The organism is Chitinophaga skermanii (genome assembly GCF_003259335.1).
GTDB classification, from domain to species: domain Bacteria; phylum Bacteroidota; class Bacteroidia; order Chitinophagales; family Chitinophagaceae; genus Chitinophaga; species Chitinophaga skermanii.
Map to the genome: position 1 here is coordinate 731,962 of NZ_QLLL01000001.1, position 16,458 is coordinate 748,419.

Below are 16,458 nucleotides of genomic sequence, written 5' to 3' on the forward strand. Positions count from 1 at the left end.
TCAAAAAAATTTTGTGAACCCCTCTTAACTTGTCAAGTCCTTGACCAGCAAGGATTTATCATGTCTTCCCCACTTGTAAACTTTTTCCTCCTTTTGTAATTTTTTAACACGGACTTAACTAAAATTTTTTGGTACCAATTATTTTTTACTAAATTGCGAGGGTCAACCAAAATCTAAATCGCAATATGAAAAAGGCTTTACTCTTTTTCACCATGCTCATGGTGAGTATAAGCCTGGCCTATGCACAAGAGCGCCAGGTTACGGGTAAGATTGTAGATTCTGATGGTACAGCAGTACCATTTGCTACACTTCAAATTAAAGGTACAACCCGTGGTACCACAGCCGATCAAAATGGTGTTTTCAAATTAACTGCACACGTGGGTAACACGTTGGTAGTTCGTTCAGTTGGTTTCTTACAAAAAGAAATTGCTGTTTCCGGTTCTGGCGAATTAAGTATCACGCTCGAATCATCGAATAGAACCTTGGATGAGGTTGTAATCGGTGCGGGTGGTGTTGCCGCTCGTAAAAGGGAGATCGGTTACAACGCAACCATTGTAAACTCACAACAACTTGTACAAGCTCGTCCAGTGAACGTTGCTTCAGGTTTGAGTGGTAAAGTTGCAGGTTTGCAAGTAAACGCGATCAGCGGTGGTGTAAACCCAACTGTAAGATTAGTATTGCGTGGTCAACGTTCATTATTAGGTAACAACACTGCTTTGGTTGTTCTTGATAATGTGATCGTTCCATCAAACATCTTATCTAACTTGAACCCAGATGATATCGAAGATATCAACGTATTGAACGGTGCTTCTGCTGCCGCGATCTACGGTTCTGATGCATCAAACGGTGCCTTGATTGTAACGACCAAAAAAGGTAAAAACGGTTCTGCTTCTATCAAGTTCTCTCAAACTTTAACTGCTGAGCAAGTTTCTTACTACCCTAAATTGCAAACAGAATTCGGTTCTGGTGCAACTGGTAACGGTCAAGTTTATACGCCGTATGAAAACCAACAATACGGTCCTCGCTTCGACGGTTCAATGGTACAAATTGGCCGCCCGTTGAGAGATGGAACAACTCAAAAAGTTGCTTATTCTAACACCAACGATAAAAAACACTTCTGGGAAACTGGTTTAACTAGCCAATCAGATTTAGCATTATCTTCTGGTGATGATAAAGGTACTTCTTACTTAGCTGTTCAATACGCTAAAGTAAATGGTACTACTCCTAAAGACGAGTACAACCGTTTTGGTTTACGCGCTAACGGTACACGTAACGTAGGTGATAAAGTTAAAATTGGCTATAACACTTACTATACACAAAACCGTTACGATATTACTTCTGCTACTTCAGGTATGTACGATCAGTTGTTGAACACGCCTGCTCACATTCCTTTAACTAAGTACAAAGATTGGCAGAATGATATGTTTGCTAACCCACAAGGTTACTACAACGATTACTATGCTAACCCATACTTCACAATCGATAACAACCGCTCTGCGACTCGTAACGATTATTTAGTAGGTAGCGCTGAAATCCGTTACTCTCCATTCAAATGGGGTTCTGCAGTTTACCGTGTAGGTTTATCTACGCAAAACAGCAGCTTCAAAAACACTACAGGCCGTTTCATCTATGAAGATTCATATTATGTAACTGGTTCTAAAGCGAACATCCCTGGTAGCGTATCTGATGGTAGCTCTTACGAAACACAAATCACTTCTGACTTGCAATTGCAATTCGAGAAGAGAGTAAACGACTTCACATTCAACTTGATCTTAGGTCAGTTCATTAGAAATAATACTGCTAAATCTGTTGGTGTAAGTTCTAACGGTAATATCATCAAAGACCTTTACAACGTAAGCGTTCGTTTAGGTGAATTGGGTGGTGGCGAAAGTAACTCTACAGCACGCCAAGTGGCAGTTTGGGGTAACTTCAAAGTTGGTTATAAAAACTTTGCATTCTTGGAATTGACTGGTCGTAACGACTGGCGTTCAGTATTGCCACAAAATAACTGGTCATTCTTCTACCCATCTGTAAACGCATCATTCATTGCTACAGAAGCAATCGACGCGTTGAAAGACAATAGTTTCTTGAACTTGTTGAAATTACGTGGTGGTTGGTCTAAAATTGGTCAAGCATCTATCGGTGCTTACGCTTTGGAATCAACATTCAGCCCTGCAAGAGGTTTCCCTTACCCATCTGGTCCTGGTTTCACTGCTAACAACTTGATCGTTGATAGAAACTTGAAACCTGAGATGACAACTGCTTGGGAAGCTGGTTTTGATGCTGAATTATGGAACAACAGAATTAACCTTTCTGCTACATATTTCTCATCTTCTACAGTTAACCAAACTGTAACTACTGGTGTATCAACTGCTTCTGGTTACTCACAATACTTGAGAAATACAGGTGAGGTGACAAACAAAGGTCTTGAGTTGACTTACAGCGTTGTAGCTTACAAAACTAAAGATCTCCAAATCACAGTGGGTGGTAACTACACACACAACGATAACAAAGTTGTATCCATCTCTAGCGACGTTCCAAGATTACAAATGACAACTGGCGGTACTGCACAAGTGTATGCTGTTCCAGGTATGGCATTCCCAGTAATTTATGGTGTTGACTATTTACGTGATGACAAGGGTCGTATCATCGTAGACAAAAACACTGGTTATCCTTCAGCTGATCCAGAAATCAAATACTTAGGCAACACTAACCCTAAGGATATCATGGGTCTTAACTTAGAAGTGAAATACAAAAACTGGCGTTTATTCACATTGTTTGAGCACAGAAGTGGTTATGTTATCTATAACAACGGTGCATCAACATATGACTTCTCTGGTTCTTCTATCCGTACTACACAATTCGGTCGTGAACGTTTCGTAATTCCAAACTCTTCTTATTGGGATGACAAATCAAACAGCTACGTAGCAAACACTAGCGTAATGGTACGTGATGGTGGTACTGGCTATTGGGCTGATGGTGATGGTGGTTATAACATGGCTATTGCAAGTAACTATGTATATAGCGGTGCTTTCTGGAAATTAAGAGAAATGGCATTGACTTATAACTTACCTGCATCTTTCTTAGGTAAAACTAAAGTAATCAAAAACGCGAGCGTAAGTCTTCAAGGACGTAACTTGTTCTTATGGGTACCAAAATCGAACTTGTACACAGATCCTGAGTACAGCTTCACAGACGGTAACGCTGTAGGTATCACTACATTAGGACAAACTCCTCCATCTCGTTACTTTGGTGGTAATATCTCAATAACCTTCTAATTAGCAGCGACATGAAAAAACAAATATTAAGTTTACTCGTTTTAGGTGCGGTTGCATTTTCTTCCTGCAAAAAGTATCTTGACGTAAATAAAAATCCAAATACAGCAACCACTAGCTCTCCAGAGCTATTATTGCCACAAGCTTTAACTGCATCTGCTGCTAACACAGTTGGTTTAAGTGATTACGGTTCATGGCAAGTTGGTTACATCGCGAACGCAGGTGGTTATGGCGGTTGGGGTTCTACCTTGACTTACAACTACACTACTTCTGATTACAACGGTGTATGGACAAACCAGTATGATGCATTGATGGACTATCAATTGATCATCAACTACGCAAAAGCAGATCCTAAGTATACATATTATGAGGCTGTTGCTAGAATCATGAAAGCGTACACTTTCCAAATTTTAGTAGACAACTACGGTAATGTACCTTACTCACAATCATTGAAAGGTTTAGATAATATCGTACCTGCTTATGATAATGCTGAAGCGATCTACAAAGACATCTACAACCAGTTAGATACAGCGATTATCAAAATCAGAAACGCGCAAGAACCTCAGATTTCTTTAGAAAACAGTATTGGTAAAGCTGACGTTATGTTCGGTGCTACTACTGACCTTACTAAATGGATCAAGTTTGCAAATACGTTGAAATTGAAATTGCTCGTTCGTGCTCGTAAAACAACAGCATTGGATGGTGTAACCAAAGATTTCACAGGTGGTTTCATTGACCAAGATGTATTAGTAAACCCTAATTACTCTAAGAATGATGGTAAACAAAACCCATTCTGGAATAACTACCACTCGAACTACGCAGGTACAAGAGCTGGTGCTGGTAACTCAAGGGTTCCTACGCGTTTCATTATTTCTTTCTACAACGGTACTAAATTAACCGATGCTAGAGGTGGTGTAAGCTTTAGAAACCTTACTACTGCTAACCAATTAGGTTACACTGGTGATGATGCAGCTACTGCTCCTGCAGGTACTGCTTGGTACAAAGGTGTGAGTACTGCTTACACTGCCGATGAACCAGATGCACTCGGTATATTGAAAAATCGTCAACAAGGTCAACCGATTATGTTCTTAGCAGAAGCTAAATTCTTACAATCAGAAGCTGCATTGTTTGGTGTTTACGCTGCTGGCGATCCAAAGGTGTTGTTTAATGAAGGTATTTTAGCTTCTTACAGGTACCTTTATTCAACTTGGGACGGTCGTTTCTTATCGAATAAGCTTCCTGAAACAGATTACGCAGCTTATTTTACAAATAACGCTACAGGTACTTACGCTAGGTTAGTAAATTGGGATTTGGCAACAACAAATGAGCAAAAATTAGAAGCGATCATCACGCAGAAATACATTGCTCTTAACTTTATCATGGGGCACGAAGCTTGGGCTGAATACAGAAGAACAGGTTACCCAGCTATTACTGCAGGTTCAACTAACGCAACTGCCACATTTGTGTCTTTGAACTCTACAATGACAACACCTGATAAATTACCAGGAAGAATCTTGTACCCATCTTCTGAATATCAAGTGAACCCTAATAACGTTCCTAAAGGTATTGCGGTGACAGATTATATTTTCTGGGATAGAAGGAAAAATTAATTGTTGCGAAACTAAATTTATTAGTCATGAAGAAAGTATTCTCAAATATATTTATGATCGGCGCACTGGCTACTTCATTAGTATCCTGTGTGAAAGAAGATCAAGCATTTAATCCTGAGGCTTCACCATCAGTAGTAGGTTTCAGAAACGTAAACAATACGATCAGCTCACCTACTAGCACTCCAATCCCAATGTTCCAAGCTGCATTTGATATTATGCCCGCTGCGGAATTTATGTTACCAATTTCATATTCTGGCCCAACAGCGGCTCCGAATGATGTATCGGTTACAGTTGAGGTTGATCCAACAGTTGTTACAACGTATAACGACGAAGTAAACGAAGGTGATCCTTACACGATTATGCCTACCACTTTATACACCATTGAAAATCCAACTGCGATAATCAAAAAAGGTGAAAGAATTGGTTATATTAAGGTAATCGTTAAAACTGCTGATTTCGACCTAGATGAAATGTATGCCGTTGGTTTGAAAATTAAATCAACTACATCTGGTGGTATTAGCTTGAACTACGGTACAGCAGTTTACAGGTTAGATGCTAAAAACCACTGGGATGGTGAGTACAAAGTAACAGGTAGTTATGTAGATAATGATAATCCTGCATTTAAAGGATTGTACCCATATAACCATATGTTCTTAATCACTGCTAGTGCAAACGAATGTTACGCATATAATGATGATTATGGATTGACAGGTTTCGTGTTCAATACTGGTACAGGTGCGAGCTACTATAGTAACTGGACGCCTCAATTTAGATTTGATGCGGGTAAAGTAGTAGAAGTTACCAATGCTTACGGTCAAGGTGCCGGTACTAGATTTGGTAAACTTTCACCAGATGGAGCTAACACAGTAACCGAATCTGGAGACGTAATCACAATCGATGTGAAATATGTTATGGTTCAAGTAACAAGAGACCGTTGCGTGTTCACTGAGAAATGGGTTAAAACTGGAGCAAGACCATAAGGTTGACATTTAAATAGAATTTTGAAAGCCGCCTGCTTTATGCAGGCGGCTTTTTTATTGAAGCCCATTTTATTTCATATATAAAACCCCTTTAATCACCTGCTATTCACTCTTTCTCAAAAAAATGTCGAAAAAACGTCGTGGTTTTCTATTTTTGTGCTTTCTTAATAATATTATAATGGAAAATCAAAACGAGGAGCAAAACCAGCTCAACATAGAATTGAATGAAGATGTAGCAGATGGAACATATGCCAATTTAGCTGTGATAACCCATTCTCCTTCGGAATTTGTTGTTGATTTCATTAACGTAATGCCCGGCATGCCAAAAGCACGGGTTAAATCTCGCATCATCCTTACTCCCCAACATGCCAAGCGACTCATGAAGGCCCTGGCAGATAATATTAAGAAATACGAAGCTGCACACGGACCTATTCAAGACCAAGAGCCGGTATCAATCCCGATGAACTTTGGAGGACCCACTGCGCAAGCATAAAGCGTATTTTTGTAATTCTAGCTTTTTTGGGATGGACCACATTTATTCTTACGAACACTTAACCCGTTTCACAAACGAGGTTTTCTTACATATGGGCTGCTCGGAAGAGCATGCACAACTGGCTAGTGAAGTTTTACTTTCTGCCGATCTACGCGGTATCGATTCGCATGGCGTTGCCCGCTTAAGTGGGTATGTACGCCTTTGGGAAGCCGGCCGTATCAATGCGACCCCTAATATCCGCATCGTACATGAAACACCGAGCACTGCAACGGTTGATGGCGACGGAGGTTTAGGGCTTGTAGTTGCCCCTTTTGCTATGAAAGTAGCCATTGAAAAGGCAACAAATGTGGGCAGTGGCTGGGTATCGGTTAAGCACTCTAACCATTTCGGCATCGCAGGATACCATGCCATGATGGCCTTACAAAATGATATGATCGGTATGGCCATGACAAATGCCAGCCCGCTTGTAGCACCCACATTTGCTACCGAAAGAATGTTGGGTACAAACCCCATCGCTGTAGCAATTCCAGCAAAATCGCAACCGCCATTCGTAGCCGATTTCGCTACAACAACGGCTGCCAATGGTAAACTCGAAATCTTGCAACGCAAGAACCAAGAGGCGCCTACAGGCTGGGTACAAACAAAAGAAGGTGATACTTCTACCAACCCGAATATCCTTAAAGATGGCGGCGCATTGTTGCCACTAGGGGGCGATCGCGAACATGGCAGCCATAAAGGCTATTGCCTAGGTGCTATCGTAGACATTTTCTCGGCGGTATTATCTGGCGCCAATTATGGCCCATGGGCTCCACCTTTCGTAAGCTTCTTACCTTTACCTCCTAACCCAGTAGGCGAAGGTTTAGGACATTTCTTCGGCGCTATGCGTGTCGATGGATTCCGACCGGCAGATGAATTCAAAGAACATATGGATAACTGGATTAATAGGTTCCGTTCTACAAAACCTATAGAAGGTCACCAAGTGCTTATCCCAGGCGATCCAGAAAGAGAAATGGATGCAGAAAGAAGAGTAAGCGGTATACCTTTATTAACGCCGGTTGTAAACGACTTACAAGGCGTGGCAGATAAATTCAAAATCAATTTCTAAGCATATATAAAATCAAAATGAAAGTCTTAAAATTTGGCGGCACCTCAGTAGGCAAACCAGAACGGATGCATTCCGTAGCTAACCTGGTAACGGCAGACAACGATGCAAAAATCGTTGTGTTATCAGCTTTATCTGGTACTACCAACGCGTTGGTAGAAATCAGTCAATCTTTGTCTGAAGGCAATAAGGTACAAGCCAAGGAAAAAATAGATAAGCTTGAAGGCCACTACCGTTCTTTCGTAGATGAATTAGTGAAGGGCGTTGATGGTAAGGCAAAGGCGAATGCTATTGTCGACGAGCATTTTGAGTTCTTGAATATCATCCTCAAAATTTCTTTTAACGAGGCATTGAACAAAGATATTCTTGCACAAGGCGAGTTGTTATCTACTAAATTGTTCTGCACGTACTTGGAAGAAGCAGGTATTAATGCTGTATTGCTTCCTGCATTGGATTTCATGAGCATCGATGAATACGAAGAACCCGAGATTCCTAAAATCAAAACGAAACTCGCTTCCCTCATCGAAAAAAATAAACAAACCAATATCTTCATCACGCAAGGTTACATCTGCCGCAACGCTCGTGGCGAAATCGATAACCTAAAACGTGGTGGTAGCGATTATTCCGCTTCCCTCATCGGCGCCGCTATCCAAGCTAGCGAAGTGCAAATCTGGACGGATATCGATGGTATGCATAACAACGACCCCCGTCTTGTTAACAAAACATTCCCTATCGAACAATTATCGTTCGACGAAGCGGCTGAATTGGCTTACTTCGGGGCTAAAATCTTGCACCCTGCATCAATCTGGCCTGCACAACACTTTAACATTCCTGTTAAGTTGTTGAATACGATGCAACCAGAAGCAAAAGGTACAATCATCACCGAAATGCCTAACGGTAACGGGGTAAAAGCGGTTGCTGCAAAAGATGGTATCATTGCGATCAAGATCAAATCTAGCCGCATGTTATTAGCTTACGGTTTCTTACGCAAAATCTTCGAAGTGTTTGAGAAATACCGTACGCCAATCGATATGATCACTACTTCTGAAGTAGCTGTGTCGTTAACAATCGACCACTCTCAACACCTCGATCAAATCTTGAAAGAGTTGCAACCTTTTGGTAGCGTTGAGCTGGACCACCAACAAGCGATCGTTTCTATCGTAGGTAACGAAGTAGCAGCTACACCTGCTATCCTCAGCAAAATGTTCGATTGCCTTAGCGAAGTGCCATTACGTATGATTTCTTACGGTGGTAGTAGGCACAACATTTCTATCCTCGTAGCGGCGCAATACAAAAACAAAACATTGCAATTGCTCAACAAAGGTCTTTTCGGCCTCGAGTAATCGCGGAGAATATTAACACGAAAACCGTCTCTTGTAGGGACGGTTTTTTTTATGCTTGTGAGCCGGCGTTGGTACTTGTATGAAGCACTGTTGCGTCGCACACTTGTACGGTTGTATTACTTTCTGCCCAACTTCATCCCAAACACGCCAAAAACAAAAAGCGGCAGGCGAAAATCACCCACCGCGTTTGGTACTGCTGAATCGAGGAATGCATGTACTTTAATATTTTTAAGCAATCGCTTTATCTTCGAAATACCCAATTTTGCGCATCTGCTCAACGTTTAACGTAACTACTCCAAACTCTTCTATCACCTTACCTTCCATGCTGTAAAACCCTCCTTTCTGGAAAGGATAACGCGCCAAACTATTAGGGAAATGCACCGTATCCAAAAACTGCATTTCTGCATCGAGAAAGGTACCGAAGCACATTAACTCACCCTTGCTGGTGCGCGAATGTTTCAAACATACTAAGTAACCTAAAGCGCGGATAGTACGACCAACATTAAATCTAAACATCCGCGAAGGGGTATAACCCACTTGGTTATGTTGTAAAATACTAAACGGCGAGGCCAAAGAAAATCCCAACAAATCAATCTCGTCAAAAGCATCTTCATGCGAATGATAGGCGAGGGTAGGCAAACGCCAATCTTTCGACGGCTCTTTGAATAACGGCATGTGATGCTCGTGCTGCTTATAATTACGTTGTAAAGCCGAACTTTTCCACAACAGTTCTTTTTTCATCTGCCCCGTAAAGTTGAATGCACCCACGCGTATCAATATTTCTAATTGTTCAGGGGCAGGTTTGGTTCTGTCTATAAAGTCTTCCAACCCGGCAAATACCCCGTTCTGCTTGCGTTCCCGTAAAATGTCTTCTACCCAACTCGTCTCTAATCGCTCCACGTGCACAAAGCCCATGTATACATCTGTACCTTTGATGTTCGTTAAATAATCGCTGTTATTCACACAAGGAGCATGCAGGGCAACGCCCGTTTTCAATAACTCGCGGAAGTACAATTCACGGTTATAAAAGCCACCGAAGTTATTAATCACGGCCACCATAAATTCCGCCGGGAAGTATGTTTTCAAATACAGGCTTTGGTAGCTTTCTACAGCAAAGCTGGCAGAGTGGGCTTTCGAAAAGGAGTAATGGGCGAAGCTGGCTATTTGACGCCATATTTCGTCTGTTGCCGCCGCGGGCCTGCCTAATCGCGCACAGTTATCAAAGAACATGTCCCTGATTTTCTGAAATTGATCGTTCCCCCTATATTTACCTGCCATGGCTCTCCTGAGAATATCTGCATCGGCCAAATCAAGCTCGGCGTAATGATGGGCTACTTTAATCACGTCTTCCTGGTACACCATGATACCGTAAGTTTCCTTTAGCAATTGCTCCATGATGGGATGCAAATACACGGCCTTTTCCGGCGCATGAAAATTCAATACATATTGCCGCATCATCCCCGATTGCGCCACACCCGGACGAATAATAGAACTCGCTGCTACAAGGGTAATGTAATCACTACAACGCAGTTTCAACAATAATTGCCGCATGGCCGGCGATTCAATATAGAAGCACCCAATCGTATTTACATGTTGCAACTGCGCATTGATATTAGGGTCTTCCATAAACTTTTGCACATCGTGTATATCAATGTCGATGCCTTTGTTTTGCTTCACTATGTCCATGGCTTCGCGGATATGTCCTAACCCGCGTTGACTCAAAATATCAAACTTATGTAACCCGATTGCTTCGGCAATGTGCATGTCGAATTGCGTGGTGATAAAGCCTTTGGGGGGTAAATGAGTGGTACAATATTGATGTATGGGTTCTTCGCTGATGAGAATCCCACCCGCGTGTATACTCAAGTGATTGGGGAACTTTTCCAAGCGCGAACCGTAGTACCAGATTTTACTTTGAATAGTATCATTGCCATTGAGTGTAACTTGTTGCGGGCTATTTAAAATTTTATCGATTTCTGCTTTCGGTAAGCCATATACTTTACCCAATTCGCGCACAATTGCATTCGTTTGAAACGTAGTAATGGTGCCGATAAGCGCCGTGTTTTTATGGCCATATTTTTTAAAAATATATTGCGTGATCTCATCCCGGTCTTTCCAAGAAAAATCGAGATCAAAATCGGGTGGCGATGAGCGGTGGGGATTTAAGAAACGCTCGAAATAGAGGTCGAGCGCAATGGGATCTACGTTCGTTATTTTCAAACAATACGCAACAATGGAATTCGCACCGCTACCTCTTCCTACGTAAAAGAAATGCCGTTCATTGGCAAAGCGAATAATATCCCAAGTAATCAAAAAGTACGACGTGAAATGTAAATCACTAATCACTTGTAACTCTTTCTCAACACGTCGCTTCGCTTCTTCATGCTGTGCCCCGTAACGATCTTCCATGCCTTCATAGGCCAATTGGCGCAGCAGTTGTGCATCTTCTGCTGCGCTTGCAGTAAACAGTTTTTTATTTCTATGTTGATGAAAATCGAATGTAATATTACATTGTTCCATCACGCGCAAAGTGTTCTGGATGATGTGTGGGTAGGCAGCGAATGTATCTACCAACTGCGCGGGCCTCACGAAGGTTTCGCCTTGCTTGGCCACGCTTTGGGGATCGAGTTGCGTGATGAGCAGGTTCTGATCCACTGCGCGTAGCAATCGGTGTAGTTCAAAGTATACATCGTCTTGATAAGTGACCGGTTGCAGTATCACCAATTGCTGCGCGTGTGTGAACGTGTCTATTCTAAAAAGTTTTGTTAGTTCATTACTGCGAACACCTACAAGTTCGTGTTCCTGTAAATCTGCCAATGGAACGGTTCCCCAAGGATAAATAGCATAGGTATAGGGTAACCGCGGGGCGCGCTGCTCGAATGCTGTTTCTTGTTGTAAATGTTCGCTTATATGTTGGTTAATATGTAGCCAACCTTCCATATTGTGTGCGAGTAAAATGTATTGTAAATCATTCCCATTTCTACACTCCACACCTAGTATAGGCTTGATGTGATGCGCGCGGCATTCTTGCACGAAAAGCCATGCATCGGTGGTATTGTTGATATTGGTCAACGCCAGCGATGTAATGCCCAGCTGCTGTGCAGTTCTCACGAGTTCTTTCGTGTCGATGGTGCCATAACGTAAGCTGAACCAGCTTTTGCAATTCAAAAACATATGTTTTATTTACCGGCCATGGTAGCGTTTCCGCATCGTGCCGCCGCTTTCTTTCAAAAATGGTAAGATTTGTTTCTCGCTTGTTTCACCGTTTTTCACATTACATCCCCGCATTAAAAACTCCGCACCAAATTGATCTTTAATACTATCAATGGCTTGGTATAACGCGATCATTTCTTGTGTATCGTCGAATAAGTTGATTTGATAATTACCTTGTACTAAATGACTGAACCGAACCCCGATAAGCCGAACTAACAATCGCCTATCGTACAGCTTCTCGAATAAAGCTTTCACATGCGATAACAGCACGTGATCGCAAGCTGTATACGGGATGGAAATTTGCTTGGTCACTGTTTCAAAATCCGAATAGCGGATTTTTACCGTCACGCAGCCGGTGAGCTTTTCTTGCTGGCGCAATTCAAACCCAATTTTCTCTGTCATCCGTACCAGCTCGCGTTGCATAAACTGCACATCAATGGTATCGGCATGGAAGGTGTTTTCCGTGGAAATGGATTTCTGCTCGTAGTACGGTACCACGGGCGAATCATCGATCCCGTTGGCTTTATTCCACAATGTGATGCCATTTTTCCCCATCCACGCTTCCAGCAGGCCTATGGGGATTTCGCTGAGTGTTTTAACGGTTTCTACCCCCCGGCGGCGTAATTGTGCCGCCGTTTCTTTCCCCACCATGGGGATTTTATCGATGGGCATCGGCGCTAAGAACGATTTCTCGAAACCAAACGGGATTTCCAACTGTCCATTCGGCTTCGCTTCATCCGTAGCCACCTTCGATACCATCTTATTAGACGCTAAACCAAAGGAAATGGGCAACTTCGTGCGCTTCATGATCAAAGAACGTAACTCGCTCGTCCACTTCAACGACCCGAAAAACTTATCCATCCCCGATATATCTAAATAAAACTCGTCGATAGACGCCTTTTCATATAATGGGGCTTTTTCTGCAATTGTATCCGTTACCATGCGCGAAAAATAACTGTACTGTTCCATGTCGCCACTGCGTACAATCGCATGCGGACATAAACGCAAAGCCGTTTTCATGGGCATGGCCGAATGGATTCCAAACCGCCGCGCCTCGTAGCTACAAGCGGCCACTACGGCACGGTCACTCTTACCACCTACCAACAAGGGTTTCCCCTTTAAGCTATTGTCGTGCAAGCATTCTACCGACACGAAAAAGCAATCGAGATCGAAATGCGCGATGGTGCGATGTTGGAGCGTGATCATGTCTTTAATAGTTATAGAATCTACGACAAAAATACTAAAATATTTAGTAAAACTAAAAAAGTTAGTAGTTAAATCCTGGTAAAAAGGATGTTAAAACCAGGAAAATTAAAACCAAGCAGGCATGAAAACTGTAGATAATAGTAAGGGCACCAGTCCCGGTAGTTTTTACTCACTTAAAACTATTACCATGATAAGGCCGAATTATTTCAGAGAAATTTTATTTATTGCTTTGCTATTCTTGCCCATGGTTTATTTGGGCATAGTATGGCCATCATTACCGAACATTTTCCCGTCGAACTACAACTTATTTACAGGTACACCGGAGCGGGTAGGGCCGAAGTCGGATATCTTATTATTACTCATCTTTTTATTCGTAACGAACGGCGTATTGTATGCTTTGTTCCGCTACATTCCTAAAACGGAGGATGAGCCGCCGCAAGAAGCCAAATCACACATGGCGCAGTATTACCGGATACGGTTCCGGATACACTTTTTCTTATCGCTTTTCAGTTGTACGCTTATTTGGATGGCTTCGCATGGGAAAGTGATGTTCTTGGAAAAATGGACCTTCCTCTTTGTAGGATTGATGGTAGCAACAATTGGCGTGTTCTTAAAGAACTTACACCCGAATAATTATGTAGGGGTAAGAACGCCGTGGACGCTGCAAAGTGATATTAATTGGACATTAACGCACCATATGGCCAGTAAATTATGGCTGTTTACGGGAATTGCCATCGCTGTTGGTGGTATGTTTATCCCGATGGTGGCAGGTATATGTTTATTTATAGTAACGGCAGGTATATTAGCTTATTTACCATTTGTATACTCGTACCGCTTATTTTATAAAGAACAAGGTTAGATGGTTTGTAAACCGGCAGGTTCGCCATTTAGTACAAGGAGCTGAAAAGTTAGGTACAGGCGATGCTTTTTAGCAAATTGTGTAATAATGCTTTATTAAGTAGAAGCAAAAGCAACGAGTTTTAATACGAATGGATAAAAAGAAACGCCCCCTACAATGGTAGAGGGCGTTTTTCCATTTATTATAATACAGTAATTGTACGACAAAATTACATACCAGGTAACCAACCTTTACCTAAAGCGGCACGGAAAGGCCAAGGAATTAAAGCCAGCAATAAAATCAACGAAATACCGAAGAAAATTAAAGCTGTTTTGTGTTTCTGCGCATCAGAAGCTGCTTTTTTGATCTTAGAACGACCAATGTGCATAAATGCTAAAGAAGCCAATGCCAATACAGTGTGTTCAACAGTAAAGAAGCGGAGAACACTGTCTTTCATCGCCGCACCCATGTTGTCGAGAGCAGAGCCGATGAGGGGACTTACAAAGAAGAGTAATAAGCCAAATACTACTTGCAAGTCGAAAAAGATCATGTAGAACAAGCTTGCCTTATTGTCTGCATTTGTGTAGGGCGTTTTGCCAGCTACACCTCTAAAAGCACGGATTACCGCCCAGATACCTGCGAAAAGCACGAGGTAACGCAAGATGGAGTGCACCCATTGAACTGCTGTATACATATTATCAGATTTTTTTAAACCAGGGACAAAAATAATGGAACTCAACCAAGTTTATTTGGAAAATAAAAAAAATAATTGCTAAATTTGTTAGTATTATTTACTAAATAAATTAGAGCGATGTCAACCGTTTGCCGAAATTTAAAATACCTGCGTAAACAAAAGGGCTGGACCCAGCAGGAATTTGCAGATAAGTTAAACATCAAGCGATCATTGCTAGGTGCTTACGAGGAAGAGCGCGCCGAGCCCCGCACAGAGGTGTTGGAGCAGGTGAGTGATATGTTCCGGGTAAGTATCGATGATTTATTGCGCCGTGATTTGAGTACCGCAAAGGAGAATTACTTAGAGAAACGCCGGGCGCAGAAATTAGGAAATAACCAACGTCAGAATGTAGTATTTGTACCGGTGAAGGCAGCGGCGGGTTATTTGGCTGGATATAATGATGATGAATTTATCGAGGAACTGAACACCTTTACCTTACCCATGTTGGGTGCCGGTAATTACCGGGCATTTGAAATTGCCGGGGATTCCATGCTACCAACCCCTTCAGGTAGCGTTATTGTTTGCCATAAGGTAGACAAGTGGGAAGATATTAAGAACAACGAAACCCATATCGTGGTAACGAGCCGCGAAGGGATCGTGTACAAGCGTGTATTAAAGAGTAACCGTAACAAGAATAAGGTTACGCTAGTATCGGATAACCCGCAGTACGACCCTTATCCATTAACCATGGAAGATATATTGGAGATCTGGCAAACAGATGCTATTATCCAAAAAATGGGTTCCCAATCCCGTTTAAGCGTGAATCACTTGGCAGATATGGTCACCAACTTGCAAGAACAAGTGAGCATGCTAAAAAAGAAAATGCAAAACTAAATGTAGCGCTACATCGCGACTACAGTAAATAATATTTCACCAAGTCAGCATCTTGTTTGCCTCGATTGCCATCTGCAACGGGATGCTGCCTTCGGTGATGCATGTTGTTAATCCTATTCGTTGTTGATCAATTATTAACTAAGTATTGATCAAGTGTAAGGCAATTATTGATATGTCAACTTATTGATAATTGATATGTATTAACCCCTGTATAAGCATTTTGTTATACCCCCTTCCTTCCTTCTGTTCGCAGTACTTTCATGTATATTTATGTATGCTATAAACATTTAAAAACCTCATCTATGCCCGACACATTGTCCATTATCAAAGAAGCCATTGTTAAGAGAAAACCCATTCAGTACGAATACAATTGCCCCGGCAAAATACCCGGTAAACGTACAGGGCATCCTCACATCCTCTACACCGCCAAACACGGTCAAACCAATGTCGATATCTACAAACTAGGCGGCGTTTGTACCGATCCCTCCAAACCATTACCCGCTTGGCGCGATTATATAATCGACTATATCACCCATGTAGAAATCATCGATACTGCTCCTTCATTTGAAATCGAAAGAACCTTTAATCATCATGCCCATAAGTATGTAAAAGTGCTACTACAGGTGTAGTGGTTCATCGAATCTTACAACACAACGCATTGGGATTCATGGAATACTGTAGAACACCAACTACTAATGTTGTTGTAAAGAAAGTTTCATGTGATCCCAATGGTTGACCTTTTGTAAGCAAAATGGTTGTTTTGTGGCCTTTTTAGCCTGTATTTTGACTTATCTCTCTCTTGGTGGTAAATATTGCTTGATGGGTTATTGT

Annotated in this window: 12 protein-coding genes; 9 read left to right on the forward strand and 3 right to left on the reverse strand. The window is 41.9% G+C overall.

The annotated features are described in order from the left end of the window. The first annotated feature begins 185 nt into the window (after positions 1–185). From LX64_RS03015 to LX64_RS03040, 6 genes are all read left to right on the forward strand, one after another. Complete coding sequence (locus LX64_RS03015) at positions 186–3,278, forward strand: SusC/RagA family TonB-linked outer membrane protein (RefSeq protein WP_111596113.1); 3,093 nt, start codon at positions 186–188, stop codon at positions 3,276–3,278. Between the two features lie 11 nt (positions 3,279–3,289). Then, positions 3,290–4,885, forward strand: coding sequence for a SusD/RagB family nutrient-binding outer membrane lipoprotein (locus tag LX64_RS03020; RefSeq protein WP_111596114.1), 1,596 nt, complete (start codon positions 3,290–3,292; stop codon positions 4,883–4,885). A gap of 26 nt (positions 4,886–4,911) precedes the next feature. Continuing rightward, on the forward strand, positions 4,912–5,865 hold the full coding sequence (locus LX64_RS03025; protein WP_111596115.1) for a DUF1735 domain-containing protein: 954 nt from the start codon (positions 4,912–4,914) through the stop codon (positions 5,863–5,865). A 178-nt stretch (positions 5,866–6,043) separates the two neighbouring features. Beyond that, positions 6,044–6,358 (forward strand): DUF3467 domain-containing protein, encoded by a 315-nt coding sequence (locus LX64_RS03030; protein WP_111596116.1) that lies wholly within the window; start codon positions 6,044–6,046, stop codon positions 6,356–6,358. A 31-nt stretch (positions 6,359–6,389) separates the two neighbouring features. Continuing rightward, the gene (locus LX64_RS03035) at positions 6,390–7,463 is read left to right on the forward strand and encodes an Ldh family oxidoreductase (protein ID WP_111596117.1); all 1,074 of its coding nucleotides are present in this window, start codon (positions 6,390–6,392) and stop codon (positions 7,461–7,463) included. A 17-nt stretch (positions 7,464–7,480) separates the two neighbouring features. Then, positions 7,481–8,803, forward strand: coding sequence for an aspartate kinase (locus LX64_RS03040; protein WP_111596118.1), 1,323 nt, complete (start codon positions 7,481–7,483; stop codon positions 8,801–8,803). Between the two features lie 228 nt (positions 8,804–9,031). Here the strand turns inward: LX64_RS03040 and LX64_RS03045 are convergent, their stop codons facing one another. Both LX64_RS03045 and dinB read right to left on the reverse strand, forming a co-directional pair. Next, positions 9,032–11,977: a DNA polymerase III subunit alpha gene (locus LX64_RS03045; protein ID WP_111596119.1), complete on the reverse strand. Its 2,946-nt coding sequence runs from the start codon at positions 11,975–11,977 to the stop codon at positions 9,032–9,034. A gap of 9 nt (positions 11,978–11,986) precedes the next feature. After that, a complete protein-coding gene (dinB, locus tag LX64_RS03050; protein ID WP_111596120.1) occupies positions 11,987–13,222 on the reverse strand; it encodes a DNA polymerase IV in 1,236 nt (411 codons plus the stop codon). A 121-nt stretch (positions 13,223–13,343) separates the two neighbouring features. On the opposite strand from dinB, the gene LX64_RS03055 reads away from it, so the two are divergent. Continuing rightward, complete coding sequence (locus LX64_RS03055) at positions 13,344–14,081, forward strand: SdpI family protein (protein ID WP_111596121.1); 738 nt, start codon at positions 13,344–13,346, stop codon at positions 14,079–14,081. Positions 14,082–14,289: 208 nt separating this feature from the next. On the opposite strand, the gene LX64_RS03060 is transcribed toward LX64_RS03055, so the two are convergent. Then, positions 14,290–14,754 (reverse strand): hypothetical protein, encoded by a 465-nt coding sequence (locus tag LX64_RS03060; RefSeq protein ID WP_111596122.1) that lies wholly within the window; start codon positions 14,752–14,754, stop codon positions 14,290–14,292. Between the two features lie 117 nt (positions 14,755–14,871). On the opposite strand from LX64_RS03060, the gene LX64_RS03065 reads away from it, so the two are divergent. Together LX64_RS03065 and LX64_RS03070 are read left to right on the forward strand one after the other, a co-directional pair. Then, complete coding sequence (locus tag LX64_RS03065; RefSeq protein WP_111596123.1) at positions 14,872–15,627, forward strand: XRE family transcriptional regulator; 756 nt, start codon at positions 14,872–14,874, stop codon at positions 15,625–15,627. A 302-nt stretch (positions 15,628–15,929) separates the two neighbouring features. Continuing rightward, positions 15,930–16,256: a WYL domain-containing protein gene (locus LX64_RS03070; protein ID WP_111596124.1), complete on the forward strand. Its 327-nt coding sequence runs from the start codon at positions 15,930–15,932 to the stop codon at positions 16,254–16,256. The last annotated feature ends 202 nt before the right edge of the window (positions 16,257–16,458 follow it).

What these genes read in the sequence shown, in the direction of transcription:
- LX64_RS03045 (WP_111596119.1), bottom strand. Translation starts at nt 11,977, where the DNA reads ATGTTTTTGAATTGCAAAAGCTGGTTCAGCTTACGTTATGGCACCATC.
- LX64_RS03015 (WP_111596113.1), top strand. Translation starts at nt 186, where the DNA reads ATGAAAAAGGCTTTACTCTTTTTCACCATGCTCATGGTGAGTATAAGC.
- LX64_RS03070 (WP_111596124.1), top strand. Translation starts at nt 15,930, where the DNA reads ATGCCCGACACATTGTCCATTATCAAAGAAGCCATTGTTAAGAGAAAA.
- LX64_RS03055 (WP_111596121.1), top strand. Translation starts at nt 13,344, where the DNA reads ATGAAAACTGTAGATAATAGTAAGGGCACCAGTCCCGGTAGTTTTTAC.
- LX64_RS03035 (WP_111596117.1), top strand. Translation starts at nt 6,390, where the DNA reads ATGGACCACATTTATTCTTACGAACACTTAACCCGTTTCACAAACGAG.
- LX64_RS03020 (WP_111596114.1), top strand. Translation starts at nt 3,290, where the DNA reads ATGAAAAAACAAATATTAAGTTTACTCGTTTTAGGTGCGGTTGCATTT.
- LX64_RS03025 (WP_111596115.1), top strand. Translation starts at nt 4,912, where the DNA reads ATGAAGAAAGTATTCTCAAATATATTTATGATCGGCGCACTGGCTACT.
- LX64_RS03060 (WP_111596122.1), bottom strand. Translation starts at nt 14,754, where the DNA reads ATGTATACAGCAGTTCAATGGGTGCACTCCATCTTGCGTTACCTCGTG.
- dinB (WP_111596120.1), bottom strand. Translation starts at nt 13,222, where the DNA reads ATGATCACGCTCCAACATCGCACCATCGCGCATTTCGATCTCGATTGC.
- LX64_RS03040 (WP_111596118.1), top strand. Translation starts at nt 7,481, where the DNA reads ATGAAAGTCTTAAAATTTGGCGGCACCTCAGTAGGCAAACCAGAACGG.
- LX64_RS03030 (WP_111596116.1), top strand. Translation starts at nt 6,044, where the DNA reads ATGGAAAATCAAAACGAGGAGCAAAACCAGCTCAACATAGAATTGAAT.
- LX64_RS03065 (WP_111596123.1), top strand. Translation starts at nt 14,872, where the DNA reads ATGTCAACCGTTTGCCGAAATTTAAAATACCTGCGTAAACAAAAGGGC.